Below are 15,554 nucleotides of genomic sequence, written 5' to 3'. Positions count from 1 at the left end.
TTGACAGCGGCTCATCCGGCGAACCGGACCATGCCGCGCGTGCTTTGAGCCTGGGGCAGCACGACTGCCACCCCACCCAACCTCCCCCGCACCAACCACTCGTCATGATCTCGCTTCGGTGCAGCGGACGAGGGGGAGAATCGCACGGGCTGGAGCGAGGGGGACAAATATCTTCGCGGATGGCTCCATTTCCCGCGCGGACGGGCGGCAATTCCTGCCGACCGGCATGGACTCTTTTGCCGTTCCTCAGTCCAAGACACTAACGTCGAACCAAAAATCGCAGCAAAATCAATATCATGAGACTCTGGCACTGCCCTTGCATTGCTCTACCTGAACCCGCGTGTCCGCACGCTGATTGGGGGTACTGGAGCATATCATGGGCATCTACGGCGCTCTTTCGACCGCAGTTACGGGGCTTCGCGCCCAATCCTTCGCGCTCGAGAACATCTCGGGCAACATCGCCAACAGCCAGACGACGGGCTTCAAGCGCATCGACACCGACTTTGTCGACATGATCCCGGATGCCGCCCAGAAACGGCAGACGGCCGGCTCGGTGCTCGGCTACTCGCGCTCCACCAACAACATCCAGGGCGACATCAAGGGTACCTCGACCGAGACCAACATGGCCATCAACGGCAACGGTTTCTTCGTCGTCGAGCCGGCGATCGGCATGTCCGACGGCGACACCCTGTTTTCCGGCGCCAACTACTACACCCGCCGCGGCGACTTCGAACTCGACAAGAACGGCTACCTCGTCAACGGCTCCGGCTACTACCTGAAGGGCCTGCCGATCGATCCGGCGACGCAGAACATCTCGAGCTCGGTGCCGCAGGTGCTGCAGGTGTCGAGCTCGTTCCTCCCGGCGCAGCAGACGTCCTCGATCAACTACGAGCTGAACCTGCCGCAGCTGCCCAAGACGGCGGCCTACCAGCAGTCCGGCGCCGCCGGCAGCGAACTGCTCCGCGCGCAGAACTTCCTTTCCATCACGCCCGATACGGCGGCGACCACGTCGGGTTCGACGGCCGTCGGCACGGACCCCGCCTCGACGATCGCCAGCGCCGGCAACACGCTGTCAGTCTCGGTGAATGGCGTGCCGGTGAACTTCAGCTTCAACGGCGGCAGCGGCACGGTCGGCAACGACATCGACATCTCGATCGCCCCGACCAACACCGTCGACGGGCTGCTGGCCGCCATCCAGAGCGCGCTGCCGGCCGGCACCACCGTGGCGCGGAATTCCAGCGGAGCGATCACGGTGACGGCCGCGAACGCCACGGACACCATCGCCGTGAACGACAACACCACGGGCTCGTCCTCGCTCGGCTTCGGTCTTGCCGACGGCACGTACAATCCGACGGTGTCGGCCTCACTGGCCCTGCAGCAGCGCGTCAACACCGTCAGCGCCGACAAGGCCGACGCCTTCATCTCGCAGTCGATTTCCGGCGGCGCCGTAACGGTCTATGCCGGCAATGGCGCGCCGGCCAACGTGCAGATGCGCTGGGCCAAGGTGAACTCCACCGCCAATGGCGGCGCCGAGCGCTGGAACCTGTTCATTCTCACCAACTCCCAGGCGACGGGCTCCGGCACGGCCTGGACCCGGGTCGGCGGTGACTACACCTTCGGCGCGGACGGCTCGCCCAATCCGCCGGTCGACCATACCGACCTGCCCGGCCTTACCGTCAACGGCGTAACCATCGGTGACCTGCGCCTGCAGCACGGCACGTCCGGCCTGACCCAGTTCTCCGATCCGAACGGCAATGCCGAGGTCACGACGCTGAACCAGAACGGCTATGCCGCCGGCGAGTTCGTCTCGGTCGCCGTGAACGACAATGGTCGCGTCGTCGTCTCCTACACCAACGGCCAGCAGCTCGAGGTGGCGCAGGTGGTGACGGCGAACTTCAACGCCGCGAACGCGCTCAAGCGCATGGACGGCGGGGTGTTCGCGGCGACCTCGGAATCGGGCGAGCCTCTGCTCGATACGAGCGGCGTCGTCGGGTCGGCGGTGGAAGCGTCGAACACCGACATCTCGGAAGAGTTCACCAAGCTGATCGTCACGCAGCAGGCCTATGCCGCCGGTACCCGCATCGTCTCGGCAGCCGACCAGATGCTGCAGGAATCGCTGAACATGATCCGCTGACGCGGGCTTGAACACCTCCGGCGCGGCCAGCCGCTGCGCCGGAATCCGGACCACTGGAGCAGGATGGCATGGGGCTCTCGGTTACCCTCAGCAATGCGCTTTCCGGCATGCGTGTCGGCCAGAATGCGCTCGATACGCTGTCGAACAACGTCGCGAACGCCGGCACGCCCGGCTACCATCGGCGTTCGACCAGCGTCATCGACTCGCTGGGCGTCAACTCGACCTATGCCCGCGAGGGCCAGCTCACCCGCGCGTTCAACTCCAGCCTGCAGGCGCACTACACCCGCACCACCGCCGAGTCGGGGTTCACCAGCGTACAGGCGAGCTTCCTCGACCGCGTGCAGACGCTGTTCGGCAAGCCGGGGACCACCGGCTCGATCGACAGCGCCTACAACGCCTTCGAAAGCTCGCTGGCGGCCGTGGCGACGAGCCCCGACAGCTATGCCAACCGCGCCGACTTCGTACAGAAGGCCCAGGCGCTGGCCGGCACCCTGAACCGCCTGAGCCAGGACGTGCAGTCGATCCGCAAGGAGATCGAGGCGCGCCTCTCCAACAGCGTCGACTCGATCAACAACCAGTTGCAGTCGCTCGAACGGGTCAACCAGCGCCTCGCCGACCAGGGCATCGACCAGACGTCCCGGGCCACCCTGATGGACCAGCGCGACCGCCTGGTCGAGAGCCTCTCCGGCCAGATGGACCTGCGCGTGAGCTACCGCGGCGACGGCACCGTCTCGCTGATGACGCGCTCGGGCGTCGGCATCCTCGACGTCAAGGCGTCGGTATTCAAGTACGAGAGCGCGGGCGCGCTCTCGGCCGCCTCGCGCTTCAGCCCCGACGACGCCGTCAGCGGCGTCGGCAAGCTCACCATCATGACCCCGGCGGGGCTCGAGATCGACCTGGTCAAGCAGAACGTGCTGCAGTCGGGCGAAATGGCTGGGCTGGTGCAGTTGCGCGACGTGCAACTGGTGCAGGCGCAGGACCAGCTGGACGAGATCGCGGCCTCGCTGGCCCAGTCGATGTCGACCAACGTCACGCGCGGCACGCAGGTCTCGGCCGGTCCGGCCAATGGCTACGAGGTCGATCTCGCCGATGTCCGCAACGGCAACGAGTTCACGTTCAAGTACCTGCAGGGCGGCGCGGAACGGACGGTGCGCGTGCTGCGGGTCGACGATGGCTCGAAGCTGCCGCTGGACTATGTCGACGCGAACGGCGCCCGCGTGATCGGGCTCGATTTCTCGGGCGGCACCGGTGCCGTCGCGGCGCAGTTGCAGAACCGGCTGGGCAGCGCGCTGACCGTCACCAATCCCTCGGGCACGACGATCCGCGTGATGGACGACGGCGCCGCCGGCACGACCGACATGCTGTCGCTGTTGACGCGCACCACCTCCAGCGGTTTGCAGAACGGCACCCTCGGCTTCTCGCTGTTCGTCGACACCAACAACGCCGACTTCACCAACAGCCTCGACGGGGTCGGCCAGAAGCTCGGCTTCGCCAGCCGCATCTCGGTGAACTCGGCCATCGTCGCCGACAACAAGCTGCTGGTGCAGTTCACTGGCACGACGCCGATCGGCGACCAGGATCGCCTGAACCAGGTCATCGCCAACCTCGACGACATGCGTTTCGCCGGCGGGCAGGGGAGCGGCGCGACCAATGCCAGCGCCCGCCTCGGCGGCACGGTCGCCGACATGATCTCCCAGACGCTCAACTGGCAGGGCAATGTCGCCGAGGCGGCGATCTCGAACGACCAGACCCAGCAGATGACGCTCGACGCGCTGACGCAGCGCCTCGACGGCGAGTATGGGGTCGACGTGGACGAGGAAATGGCCCGGCTCATGGAACTGCAGAACGCCTTCGCCGCCAATGCGCGGGTGATGAGCGTCGTGCAGGAACTCATGAACGCCCTGATGCAGCTCTAGGACGTGAGACGATGACCACTGTCGGCAAGACCATGTTCCCGCTCTCCAACGGCATCGCCAACATCACGGCGATGAAGGCCCGCTACGACAAGCTGCAGACCCAGCTGTCGAGCGGCCAGAAGGCAGCGACCCTGGCCGAGATGGGCTCGGACCGGTATTTCGACCTGGCGCTGCGCCAGCGCATGGCCCGCATGGACGGCTACCAGCAGTCGATCTCGACGGTGAACCTCAGGCTCGAGGTGCTCGATTCGGTGATGAGCCGGATCGGGACCATCGAGTCCGATGCCCGGGCGGCGGCCCTCTCGGGCGGCGGCGGCACCTCCGGCATCAACTTCCAGACCGCGCCGACGCTGGCCGGTTCGCGCCTCGACGAAATGCTGACGCTGCTCAATACCGATGTGGCCGGTCGCTACATGTTCGGCGGCAACAAGACCGACGGCAAGCCGGTCGCGACCTCGTCCGAGATCATGAACGGGGTAGGTGCGCGCGCCGGGTTCAAGCAGGTGGCGGCCGAGCGCAAGCTTGCCGACCTTGGAACCGATCATCTCGGCCGGCTCGATGTCACGGCGGCGACCGATACGGTGACGCTGGCCGAGCAGAGTACCGTGTTCGGCATGAAGCTCTCCGGCGTGACCACGACGTCGGCCAACATCTCGGTGACGACGCCGGCCGGCAGCCCGCCGGCGCTGACGGTGCAGTTCGGCGCGACGTTGCCGACCTCCGGCGACAAGGTGCAGATCAGCCTGACCATGCCCGATGGAACCAGCGAGCAGGTCGTGCTCGTCGCGACCACCGGCACGCCGGGCGATGGCGAGTTCCAGATCGGGGCGGACGCCGACGCGACCGCTGCAAGCTTCCAGGCGGCTCTGGCGAACTCGCTGAAGGGCGTCGCCGAGACCAGGATGGTTTCGGCTTCGGCCTTCGCCGCGGCCGAGAATTTCTTCAATGGCCACGGCCAGCCGGTGCTGCGGGTCGATGGTCCGCCCTACGACACGGCGACCGGGACGATCGCCGGCACCTCCGCCAACACCATGTTCTGGTACACCGGCGAGGACAGTGCCGATGCGCGCAACACGGTCACCGCGCGCGTCGGGGAGGGCACGACGGTGGGCTACGGGGTGCAGGCCAACGAATTCGGCTTCACCAACCTTATCCAGACCCTAGCGGCCGTGGCGGTGCAGGATTTTCCGGGGTCCGATCCCACGTCGGAAGCCCGCTACAGCGCGATGATGGAACGCAACGCCTCCCGCCTCGCCGACACCAAGGACAACAACCCCGGCTCGCTCGCCGCGATCACGGTCGAACTCGGCCTTGCCCAGAGTACCACCGGCGCCATTTCCGCGCGGCACACGGCCCATTCGGCGCAACTGGGGAACATGCTGCAGGACATCGAGACGGCACCCACCGAGCAGATCGCCATGGAGATCCTGGCGCTGAAGACCCGGCTCGAGGCGAGCTACCAGACCACCGCGCTGCTGAGCCAGCTGTCCCTGGTGAACTACATCAAGTAGTGGGCGCCGCGCGGCGGTGGTTTGCCTTCTCCCGCAAGGGGAGAAGGCGGAAGCGGTGGGCTCCGTGCCTGTTCAAGAAACAACAAAGCCCGCGTCTCCGCGGGCTCTTCACTTCCGGCAATGTCTCGAACTCAGCTGCCGGCCCGCAGCCCTGCGGCGATCTCGCGGTTGATGTTGATCAGCACGGTGAGTTTGCCCGGAGCAGGTTCGGCCTGGACGGTCATGGTCTGCTTCATCACGAACAGGCCAAGATTGGCGATGTTCTCGCGCAGCGGCTTGGGCAGCTGGCTGTCCTCGCCGGTCACCGAGCCGAGGAACACCGTCCACAGCTTGCGGTTGAACGCCAGGGCGGTACCGAGCTCGTGGCGGGAAGTATCCCACTCGTCTCTGACTCGCTGCAGCTGGCCGGCGGCACGGGAGAGAAGGTTCGCCTCGAGGAGGCGAGGGTTGATCGTCTGCTTGCCAACCTGCTGGTAGGCGAGCGCCGCACTATTCTGCATTGCCGAGAAGTTCCTGCTCGTACTGGATCAGCTTTTTCGCAGCCTTGAGTGCCTTGTACAGATTGCCGGTTAATATCTCGTTATTGATTTCGTCAACAATGCGGGTCGTTGATGGCGCCGCTGTGATGATGTCATTGACCAGTTGAAAATAGTCCCGGGTCAGTCGTTCCACATCGTCGTGAATGTACATGAGCTGCACGGCCAGATAGATGCGCTTGGCCGGACTGTTGGCCGTATCAAACGTGAGGATGTCCTTCTCGCGCAGGATTGGCGCTTTGCCGTCGATGAACAGCCGCGTGCGTTGATCCGAGTTGGTGATGACGCAGTTGCCGACGATCAGCCGCTCGCCCGGCTTGAGTTCGACCTTGAGGGACATGTCGTGTGCTCGACCCGTGATTCCGTAGGACGAGCATACTGCATGCGCCGTCTCACCAAAACGCTACCGCGGGTTTCGAAATCGTCCGGCAGGCGCAGGCGGCAATGCAAAGGCGGGCATGAGCCCGCCTTTTCCGTATCGGCGTGTACCGACGTCCTAGAACAGGCGCAGCACGGCCTGGTCGGCCTGCGAGGCCATCGACAGCGCCGTCGACGACAGCTGCTGGCGGGTCTGCAGGGCGAGCAGGTTCGCCGCTTCCGCGTTGGTGTCGGCGAGCGTCAGGTTCGCGGCACCGGTCTCGAGCGTCTTGATCATCTTCCTGGTGAAGTCGGTGCGGTTCTGCACGATCGACAGGTTCGAGCCGAAGGCCGACGCCTGCGAGCGCAGCGTGCCGAGGGCATCGCTGAGGGTCGACAGGCGGCTGTCGATCGAAGCATCGGAGTCGAACTCGGCGCCGACGGCACTGGTGATGCCCAGCGTTCCATTGCCGATCGAGGTCGCGCCGCCGTCAGCATCCCTGGCCTGGATGTCGATGGTCGAGGTGCCGGTCTCGTTGAACGTGAGCTTCAGCCTGTCGCCACGCAGCAGGTTGATGCCGTTGAACGACGCATCGTCGGCGAGCTTGTCGAGCTGGTCGCGCAGGGCGTTGAACTGGTTGACGAGGTTCTTGCGGACGTCGTTGCCGCCGACGGTGGCCGTGCCCGACGTGCCGTCGATCTCGCCATCCGCGCCGATCCCGCTGATGCCGAGCTCAGTTGTCGACAGGTTCTCGATGCGGAGCTTGCCGCTGTCGTTGGAGGCACGGACCTTGCCGACGAGGCCCGCCGTCGAGTTGATCGACTGCACGAGCTGGTCGACGGTGTAGGTGCCTGCCGTGGCGCCGGCCAGCTGCGTGCCGGAGGTGCCGAAGACGGCCGCCGCGCCAGCACCGCCTACCGTGACGGTATTGGAACCGTCAGCCGCGCCCGCGAGGTCGATGCGGTTGCCGGAGCCGCCCACCGTGATGCCGGTGACACCCTGCGCCGTGAGTTCGGACTGGATGTAGCTGCGCGCCGCGCCGACGGTCCCGGCATTAGCCGACGTCAGGGTTATGGCGGCTGTGTTCGTGCCGTTCGAGATCGTTACCTGGCGGGAGCCGTCGGTCCCGGGCGTTCCCGGATCCGCCGCGCCGCCGAGAAACGAGGCTTTGACATAGGCTACGTCGATCGAAACGGCGGAACTGCTTCCCGAAGATGTCGACGTCAGTCGGATGCGGCTGCCATCGTTGCTGGCGACGACGGCGCTGTCGTCCCCGGTACGCTGCAGGGAGTAGTTTATCGCGTCGGTGAACTCGTCGATATCGTCAACGACGGTGTCGTTGTTGCCGATGGCAGCAATATCGGTGTCCTTAACGTGCAGCGCGATGGCGTTGCCATCTACCGTGATATCGAAGAGAGGATAGCTGCCTGCAGTCTGCGCCAGTCCGCCGTCACTGGTGAACGTGAACTCGGCATATCCCGAGGTTCCTGCTGGGGCCGAATAGTCTGCGCTGGCCGCGAATACCGACTGCACCGCGCCGGCACTGCCCAGGGACACACCAACGGGCGGCACGCCAACGGCGCCGCCAGAAAATTCCAGCAGTCCGGTCGCACCGGGGTCAACGGCAAAGCTCTGCGTCTTGAACGATTTGTCCTGCCGAGCCTGGCGCAGGGTCGACTGCATCGACTCGACGGTCTTGGTGATCGCGCTCAGGCCGTTGTCGGCGGCCTCGATCGTCTTGATGCCGTTCGCCATCGAGTCGAGCAGGTTGCCCATGTCGCCGGCACGACTGTTCAAGGAGGCAGCGGTGAAGAAGTTTGTCGGGTTGTCGAGCGCCGAATTGACCTTGAGGCCCGTCGCCAGGCGTTCCTGAGTCTTGGCCATGGCGGCGGCTGTCGACTGGAGGGAAAGGAGGTTCGAGCGAACCGCCTTCGAGAGATTGATCGCGCTCAACTGCAACAAACCTTCTGGTCTGCTGCTACCCCTTTCTGGGATAGCGTTCGGGAGCGACTATGCCGCCATACTGGTGAACAGCTGGTTATTCGACCCCAACATACAGTTGATGGGCAAAGAAAAAGGCGGGCCCGGCCCGCCTTTTCCGTATTCAGATGCGATCGACTTCTTAGAACAGGCGCAGCACGGCCTGGTCGGCCTGCGAGGCCATCGACAGCGCCGTCGACGACAGCTGCTGGCGGGTCTGCAGGGCGAGCAGGTTTGCCGCTTCCGCGTTGGTGTCGGCGAGCGTGAGGTTCGCGGCGCCGGTCTCGAGCGTGTTGATCATCTTCTTGGTGAAGTCGGTGCGGTTCTGCACGATCGACAGGTTCGAGCCGAAAGCGGACGACTGCGAGCGCAGCGTGCCGAGGGCATCGCTGAGGGTCGACAGGCGGCTGTCGATCGAAGCGTCCGAGTCGAACTCGGCATTCACGGCGGAGGTGATGCCCAGGCTCGTGTTGTTCACCGAGGTGGCGGCGCCATCGGAATCCTTGGCCTGGATGTCGATGGTGGAGGTGCCGGTCTCGTTGAACGTGAGCTTCAGCTTGTCGCCACGCAGCAGGTTGATGCCGTTGAACGAGGCGTCGTCGGCAAACTTGTCCAACTGGTCGCGCAGGTCGTTGAACTGCTTGACCAGGTTCTTGCGGACGTCGTTGCCGCCGATGGTGCCCGTGCCGGCCGTGCCATCGACTTCGCCGTCGCTGCCGACGCCGGTCACGTTGAGCTCTTCGGTCGAGAGGTTCTCGATGCGGAGCTTGCCGCTGTCGTTGGAAGCACGGATCTTGCCGGCGAGCGAGGTGTTGGAGTTGATCTCCTGCACCAGGGTGTCGACGGTCTTGACCGCACCCGTCACTGCCTGAACGCCGTTGGCCGACGTCGTGGCAATGCCAAGGCTGGTGGCGCCGGCGCCCGAACCGGTGAAGTTCACGCCGTCCGTGCGGGACACGGCCAGGTTGTTGCTGCCGTCAAAAGCGGCGGTGAAGCCGGCGGACGACAGGGCGGTGGTCAGGTCGGCCTTGGTCGAGGTGCCGGTGATCGCGTAGCTAACGGTGTTCGAACCGGCAGTCAGCGTGATGGTGTTGCCGGCAAAGGCCTGCAGGGCCGCATCGGTGGCGACGGCAACCGAACCGGTCGCAGAAGCCGAAGTGGCGGCGCTGCTGGTCGTGTTCAGGTTGACGCTGACGGCGGAGGTACCGACCGAGCCGCCGTCGAACGAGAGCGTCTTGACCGCGGAGGTGCCGATCGTAGTGGAGTCGATCGCATAGGACTGGGTCTTGAACGACTTGTCCTGGCGCGCCTGGCGGAGCGTGGACTGCATCGATTCAACGGTCTTGGTGATCGACGAGAGGCCATTGTCCGCGGCTTCGATCGTCTTGATACCGTTGGACATGGAGTCGAGCAGGCTGGCCATGTCCGAGGCGCGCGAGTTCAGCGACGACGCGGTGAAGAAGTTGGTGGGATTGTCGAGCGCAGTATTCACCTTCAGTCCGGTGGCGAGACGCTCCTGCGTCTTGGCCATGGAAGCTGCGGTGGACTGCAGGCTCAGCAGGTTCGAGCGAACTGCCTTGGACAGATTGACATCAACCATTTGGAGGCCCTTTCTGGGTCCGTACTCAATTACTAACGCCGTCTCTTCCTGAGACGTGGCTGGATGATCTGCCTCCACCGGCAAAAGAAGTCTTAAGTTCGATTCGCCAATTCGCGTTCGCCGGCCACATTTGGCGCGAAGTTAATGAGGCGTTCGCGCGCTGCGTCGAACTGGTACGACGGCCGCGGGGCCAAACAAAAAAGGCGGGCCGAGGCCCGCCTTCCTGTCTCGTATCTGGCTCTGATCAGAACAGGCGCAGCACGGCCTGGTCGGCCTGCGAAGCCATCGACAGCGCCGTCGACGACAGCTGCTGGCGGGTCTGCAGGGCGAGCAGGTTGGCCGCTTCCTCGTTGGTGTCGGCAAGGGTCAGGTTCGCCGCACCGGTCTCGAGGGTGTTGATCATCTTCTTGGTGAAGTCGGTACGGTTCTCGACGATCGAGAGGTTCGAACCGAACGAAGACGCCTGCGAACGCAGCTTGCCGAGCGCCGTGGAGAGAACCGAGAGCTTGCCGTCGATGGTGGCGTCGTTGTCGAGGTCGGAATTGACCACGAGGTCGATGCCCAGGCTGGAATTGTTGATGGAGATCGGATCGCCATCTTCGTTCTTGGCCTGGATGTCGATGGTCGAGGTGCCGGTCTCGTTGAACGTGAGCTTCAGCTTGTCGCCGCGCAGCAGGTTGATGCCGTTGAACGAGGCGTCGTCGGCAAACTTGTCCAACTGGTCGCGCAGGTCGTTGAACTGCGTGACGAGGTTCTTGCGGACGGTGTTCTCGTCCACGGTGCTGGTGCCGGCCGTGCCATCGACTTCGCCGTCGCTGCCGACGCCGGTCACGGTCAGCTTCTCGGTCGAGAGGTTCTCGATGCGGAGCTTGCCGTTGTCGTTCGAGGCCCGGATCCTGTCCTTGAGCGAGGTGTTGGAGTTGATCTCCTGCACCAGGGCGTCGACGGACTTGACCGCGCCGGTAACGGCCGGGACGCCGTTGGCCGACGTGGTAGCAATGCCGAGGCTGGTGGCGCCGGCGCCCGAACCGGTGAAGTTCACGCCGTCCGTGCGGGACACTGCCAGGTTGTTGCTGCCGTCGAAGGCGACGGTGAAGCCGCTCGCCGACAGGGCGGTGGTCAGGTCGGACTTGGTCGAGGCGCCGGTGATCGCGTAGCTGACGGTGTTAGAGCCGGCAGTCAGCGTGATCGTGTTGCCGGCAAAGGCCTGCAGGGCCGCATCGGTGGCCACGGCAACCGAACCGGTCGCAGAAGCCGCAGTGGCGGCGCTGCTGGTCGTGTTCAGGTCGATGCTGACGGGCGCGGCGCCGACGGCACCACCTTCGAACGAGATCGTCTTGACCGCGGCGGTGCCGATGGACGCCGTATCCAGCGAGTAGGACATCGTCTTGAACGACTTGTCCTGGCGCGCCTGGCGCAGCGACGACTGCATCGCTTCAACGGTCTTGGTGATCGAGGTGAGGCCGTTGTCGGCCGCTTCGATCGTCTTGATGCCGTTGGACATCGAGTCCAGCAGGTTTGCCATGTCGGACGCACGACTATTCAGCGACGCGGCGGTGAAGAAGTTCGTCGGATTGTCGAGCGCAGTATTCACCTTCAGGCCGGTGGCGAGACGCTCCTGCGTCTTGGCCATCTGCGTGGCGGTGGACTGAAGGCTCAACAGGTTCGAACGAACCGCCTTCGACAGATTGACTTCGGGCATGGGTGGAATCCCTTCTGGCTGAGTTCACAATCTCGTTCTGAGATTGGTCAGGATCGTAGCTGTCGGGGGCTTAGGAATGGTTAACGAGATGCTTCCCGGCGCAGTTAATTTTCCCTTCCGGAGATGCCGGAAGGAACATTGAAGCGATTGAAATCAAAAGGAAAACGTCTGTGCGGCAAAACTTGCCGGGCGGCCCGCAGGCGGGCGGCGCATTAGCGATTGGCGCCGTCGGCGACAGGGAATCGTGGACGCTCAGACCAGCCGGTCGTGCAGTGCCAGTGAGCCCTGCGCCGGCAGGTCGGCGCTGCCGAGACGCAGCATGATCTCACGCTCCGTCGTCGGCCTGGGCGGCAGTTGTCCGGAGAGCAGCGCGGCGGCGAAGGCCGATCCGGGAGGAGCGGGCGGGGCGGGTAGCGGCGGCAGGCTGCGGGCGAGGGCGGACGGCTGCGGGTCCGGCGCAGCATCCTGTTCTTCGGGGCCGGGCTGCGAATCCCCGAAGAGCGTGCGCGAACGATAGTCCGCGACGGCTCGAAGTCCCGTGCTGATCGGTTCTGGCGCTATTCTGGCGCTCATTCCCCGGCATCCCAATTGCCAATTCTTCCGGCACGATGGAGAGCCGCGGTTGCCCCGCCGTTTCGCCGATCGGGGCAATTTGTCGAAAATCGTCTGCGGCGCGCTACAGCGCCCGGTTGATCGACACGCCGCTCGCGGCCTGTGGCGGCTGCCCGGAGAGCGCGCCGTTGGCGCCGTAGGTCGTGGGCCGCCCCTTGGCGCTGATCGCCTGGGCGACGTCGGTCAGCAGGTCCTCGGTGATGGCGCGTGCCGTCGCGATGACGCGCAGGTTCTCGGCCATCTGGGTCGCGAGCTTGTCGTGGCGGGCGAACAGGTCTTCCAGTTGCGCGGGTGCTTCGGCCTTGAGGCGCGCGGCCTGGCGCTGCACCGAGCGGGCATAGCCCATGTAGTCCTGCGCGAGGCGGGTCTTTTCGGCCGAGACCCCGCCGGCCTCCCTGGCCCGCCCGGCGCGGAGCAGGGTGGTCTCCTCGTTGAGGATGGCGACGAGGCTTTCGAGCGTGTCGGTCGCCAGGGCGCACAGTTCGGGGGCCGGCAGGCTGTCGAGTGCCGCGAGGCGGTCGGCGGCAGAGTTCATCGCATCGCTCCTGGAATGCTGGGGTTGTTCTGGGCGGCTTCCTGCACCGCGATGAGGTCGGGCAGGATGGCCTCGGCGATGCCGATGCCGCCGGCGCGGGCCATGGCGTCGGCCATCTGCTCGGCCTGCATGCCGCGCCAGGTCTCTTCGCCGAACCCGCCGCCCATGGCGGACTGGTCGCTTTTCAGCGAAGAGAACATTTCCTTCATCAAGGTGTTGAGGAAAACACCCTCAAGATCTTCGGCCTGCTGGCGAAGGTGGCCGATCCTGGCAGGCGAGAGCGAGGACGCAGGGGCCTTCGCCTGGGTGCCGAAGGAAGCTGGGGACGTGAGCATCACAGCACCTCGATATCGGCCTGCAGGGCGCCGGACGCCTTGATCGCCTGCAGGATCGCGATCAGGTCGCGCGGCGCGATGCCCAGTGCATTGAGGCCGTCGACAAGCTCCTGCAGGCTCACCGATTCCGGCACCATGGCCAGGTTGGAACCGGCGGTATCGACATTGATCTCGGTGCGCGGCTCGACCGCCGTCTGACCCAGGCTCAGCGGATTGGGTTGGACCACGGTGGGGTTTTCCGCGATCGTCACGGTCAGGTTGGATTGCGCCACCGCCACGGTCGAGACGCGCACGTCCTTGCCCATGACGATGATGCCGGAGTTTTCGTCGATGACGATCTTGGCCGGCAGGTCGGTCTCCACGATCAGCTGCTCGATGTCGGTCAGCAGATCGACGATGTTGCCGTTGAAGTTGCGCGGCAGGTTGAGCCGGATCGTTGCCGGGTCCTCGGGCGTCGCGCACGGAATGCCAATGAAGTCGTTGATCGCCAGGGCAACGCGCCGCGAGGTCGTCAGGTCCGGATTGCGCAGCGCCAGCCGCAGCGTGCGCTGCGCCCCGAGCACGAAGCCGATCTCGCGCTCGATCAGCCCGCCCGAGGAGATGCGGCCGGTGGTGGGAACACCCGAGACGATCGAGGCCGCGTCGCCCTGGGCGGAGAAGCCATTGATCGTCACGGAGCCCTGCGCGATGGCATAGACTTCGCCATCGGCCCCGAGCAGTGGCGTGACGAGCAGCGTGCCGCCACGCAGGCTCTTGGCGTCGCCGAGCGAGGCGACGCTCACGTCGAGGCGCGAGCCTTGGGTGGCGAAGGCCGGCAGGTTTGCCGTCACCATCACGGCGGCGACGTTGCCGGTCTTCATGTTCTCGCCGCGGGTGTTGACCCCCAGCCGCTCGAGCATGGCCTGCAGGCTCTGCTTGGTGAAGGGCGAGTTGTTCAGCCCGTCGCCGGTGCCGTTGAGGCCGACGACAAGCCCGTAGCCGACCAGCTGGTTGTCGCGCACGCCCTCGATGTTGACGATGTCCTTGATGCGAGCCGCCGCGCCGTAGCTGACGCTGGGCTGCGGTACGAGCAGCAGCGCGGTCATGAGACCCAGCAGGGCGCGCTTGAGGTTGAATTTGGTCATTGGGCAGTCCCCGGAGTGCGACGCATCCCCATGCGCCGTGGCTGCAGAGGGAGTAGCGAGAACCGTGCCAAGTCGGAGACGGCCCCCTAACTGGCTGATATGTAATGAAGAAACGCCGCCCGGCAGCGGGGTTCACCGGGCGAGCGGCAAGTCCTGCCGGGTGAATTAACCTTTGATTAACGGGTGGCGGCAGATTTTGCCGATGTTGCGCAAATCAGGTGAGTCCGGTGCGGATCGAAGGCAATACGCGCATTACCAACGTGGCGGGGCGATCCGCGCCCGGAGCGTCCTCGGGCACGTTCCGGGTCGGGCAGGGGGGCGATGCGCCCGAGAGCCGTCCGGTCGCGCCCTCGACACCGACCACGTCGATTGACGCGCTCCTGGCGCTGCAGGCCGTCGAAGACCCGCTCGCCAGGCGGCGCAAGCTGGTCCGCCGCGGCAACCAGCTGGTCGATGCGCTGGACGGGCTGCGCACCGACCTGCTCGCCGGCCGGCTGTCGGACGGCCGCCTCAACCAGCTCATGGCCGTGGTGTCCCAGGCGCGGGAGAGATCCGAGCCCGGCCTCGACGCGCTGATCGACGACATCGAGCTCAGGGCCCGGGTCGAACTGGCCAAGCGCGGACTGTTCCCCGCCTGACACACGCCCGGCGCAAGCTGCTCCCGCTTTAGTCATCGCATTTTCAGCGCTTGCAGTAGGGGCCCCGCGGCCACTATAAGGCGCGGCACTAGGGGCGTTTTGGAATCAGAGTCACAATGTCCACCGAAGTTCTTGAATATCGTCCAAGTGAGGACGAGCCTTTCATGAACCCGCGCCAGCGGGAGTATTTCCGGCAGAAGCTGGGGCGCTGGAAGGAGGAAATCCTCCGGGAAAGCCGCGAGACCCTGGAAAACCTGCAGGAAGAGAACCAGAACCATCCCGACATGGCCGATCGTGCCTCGTCGGAGAGTGACCGGGCTCTCGAACTCAGGACCCGCGATCGCCAGCGCAAGCTGATCAGCAAGATCGATGCGGCGCTCAAGCGGATCGACGACGGCACCTACGGCTACTGCGAGGAGACCGGCGACCCGATCGGGATTGCCCGGCTCGATGCCCGACCCATCGCCACGCTCTCCCTGGAAGCCCAGGAAATGCACGAGCGCCGCGAAAAGGTCTATCGCGACGAATGACGACGAGGCCCGCCGCGATGCGGGCCTTGTCGTTTCCGTGGCG

The 15,554-nt window shown here is 65.2% G+C and carries 14 protein-coding genes; 5 read left to right on the top strand and 9 right to left on the bottom strand.

Going from position 1 to position 15,554, the window contains the following annotated elements; translation table 11 throughout:
• Positions 1–376 precede the first annotated feature (376 nt).
• The 3 genes from J0I99_RS03320 to J0I99_RS03310 all read left to right on the top strand — a co-directional run bounded on the left by J0I99_RS03320 (position 377) and on the right by J0I99_RS03310 (position 5,561).
• Positions 377–2,134: a flagellar hook protein FlgE gene (locus tag J0I99_RS03320; RefSeq protein ID WP_291395784.1), complete on the top strand. Its 1,758-nt coding sequence runs from the start codon at positions 377–379 to the stop codon at positions 2,132–2,134.
• 68 nt (positions 2,135–2,202) lie between these two features.
• Positions 2,203–4,050: a flagellar hook-associated protein FlgK gene (gene flgK / locus J0I99_RS03315; protein ID WP_291395782.1), complete on the top strand. Its 1,848-nt coding sequence runs from the start codon at positions 2,203–2,205 to the stop codon at positions 4,048–4,050.
• Positions 4,051–4,061: 11 nt separating this feature from the next.
• The gene (locus J0I99_RS03310) at positions 4,062–5,561 is read left to right on the top strand and encodes a hypothetical protein (RefSeq protein WP_291395780.1); all 1,500 of its coding nucleotides are present in this window, start codon (positions 4,062–4,064) and stop codon (positions 5,559–5,561) included.
• A gap of 131 nt (positions 5,562–5,692) precedes the next feature.
• On the opposite strand, the gene flaF is transcribed toward J0I99_RS03310, so the two are convergent.
• From flaF to J0I99_RS03265, 9 genes are all read right to left on the bottom strand, one after another.
• Positions 5,693–6,061, bottom strand: coding sequence for a flagellar biosynthesis regulator FlaF (flaF, locus tag J0I99_RS03305; protein ID WP_291392790.1), 369 nt, complete (start codon positions 6,059–6,061; stop codon positions 5,693–5,695).
• Complete coding sequence (gene flbT, locus J0I99_RS03300) at positions 6,051–6,437, bottom strand: flagellar biosynthesis repressor FlbT (RefSeq protein WP_291395778.1); 387 nt, start codon at positions 6,435–6,437, stop codon at positions 6,051–6,053. Before flbT ends, flaF begins: the two co-directional genes overlap by 11 nt.
• Positions 6,438–6,593: 156 nt before the next feature.
• Positions 6,594–8,408: a flagellin gene (locus tag J0I99_RS03295; RefSeq protein WP_291395776.1), complete on the bottom strand. Its 1,815-nt coding sequence runs from the start codon at positions 8,406–8,408 to the stop codon at positions 6,594–6,596.
• Positions 8,409–8,577: 169 nt separating this feature from the next.
• Positions 8,578–10,035, bottom strand: coding sequence for a flagellin (locus J0I99_RS03290; RefSeq protein ID WP_291395774.1), 1,458 nt, complete (start codon positions 10,033–10,035; stop codon positions 8,578–8,580).
• 244 nt (positions 10,036–10,279) lie between these two features.
• Positions 10,280–11,737: a flagellin gene (locus J0I99_RS03285; protein ID WP_291395772.1), complete on the bottom strand. Its 1,458-nt coding sequence runs from the start codon at positions 11,735–11,737 to the stop codon at positions 10,280–10,282.
• A 252-nt stretch (positions 11,738–11,989) separates the two neighbouring features.
• Positions 11,990–12,310 carry a hypothetical protein gene (locus J0I99_RS03280; RefSeq protein ID WP_291395770.1) on the bottom strand — a complete coding sequence of 107 codons (321 nt, stop codon included), beginning with the start codon at positions 12,308–12,310 and terminating at the stop codon, positions 11,990–11,992.
• A gap of 103 nt (positions 12,311–12,413) precedes the next feature.
• Positions 12,414–12,884: a hypothetical protein gene (locus J0I99_RS03275; protein ID WP_291395768.1), complete on the bottom strand. Its 471-nt coding sequence runs from the start codon at positions 12,882–12,884 to the stop codon at positions 12,414–12,416.
• A complete protein-coding gene (locus tag J0I99_RS03270; protein WP_291395766.1) occupies positions 12,881–13,219 on the bottom strand; it encodes a rod-binding protein in 339 nt (112 codons plus the stop codon). Before J0I99_RS03270 ends, J0I99_RS03275 begins: the two co-directional genes overlap by 4 nt.
• A complete protein-coding gene (locus J0I99_RS03265; RefSeq protein ID WP_291392799.1) occupies positions 13,219–14,304 on the bottom strand; it encodes a flagellar basal body P-ring protein FlgI in 1,086 nt (361 codons plus the stop codon). The genes J0I99_RS03270 and J0I99_RS03265 overlap by 1 nt, the downstream gene beginning before the upstream one ends.
• 266 nt (positions 14,305–14,570) lie before the next feature.
• On the opposite strand from J0I99_RS03265, the gene J0I99_RS03260 reads away from it, so the two are divergent.
• Complete coding sequence (locus J0I99_RS03260; RefSeq protein ID WP_291392778.1) at positions 14,571–14,981, top strand: flagellar assembly protein FliX; 411 nt, start codon at positions 14,571–14,573, stop codon at positions 14,979–14,981.
• 116 nt (positions 14,982–15,097) lie between these two features.
• The gene (gene dksA, locus J0I99_RS03255) at positions 15,098–15,511 is read left to right on the top strand and encodes an RNA polymerase-binding protein DksA (RefSeq protein ID WP_291392776.1); all 414 of its coding nucleotides are present in this window, start codon (positions 15,098–15,100) and stop codon (positions 15,509–15,511) included.
• Positions 15,512–15,554: the final 43 nt, after the last annotated feature.

Source organism: Devosia sp. (genome assembly GCF_017307495.1).
Taxonomy (GTDB): Bacteria; Pseudomonadota; Alphaproteobacteria; order Rhizobiales; family Devosiaceae; genus Devosia_A.
The sequence above is the reverse complement of the archived record's forward strand: the minus strand, read 5'-3'. Positions and strand labels throughout refer to the sequence as shown.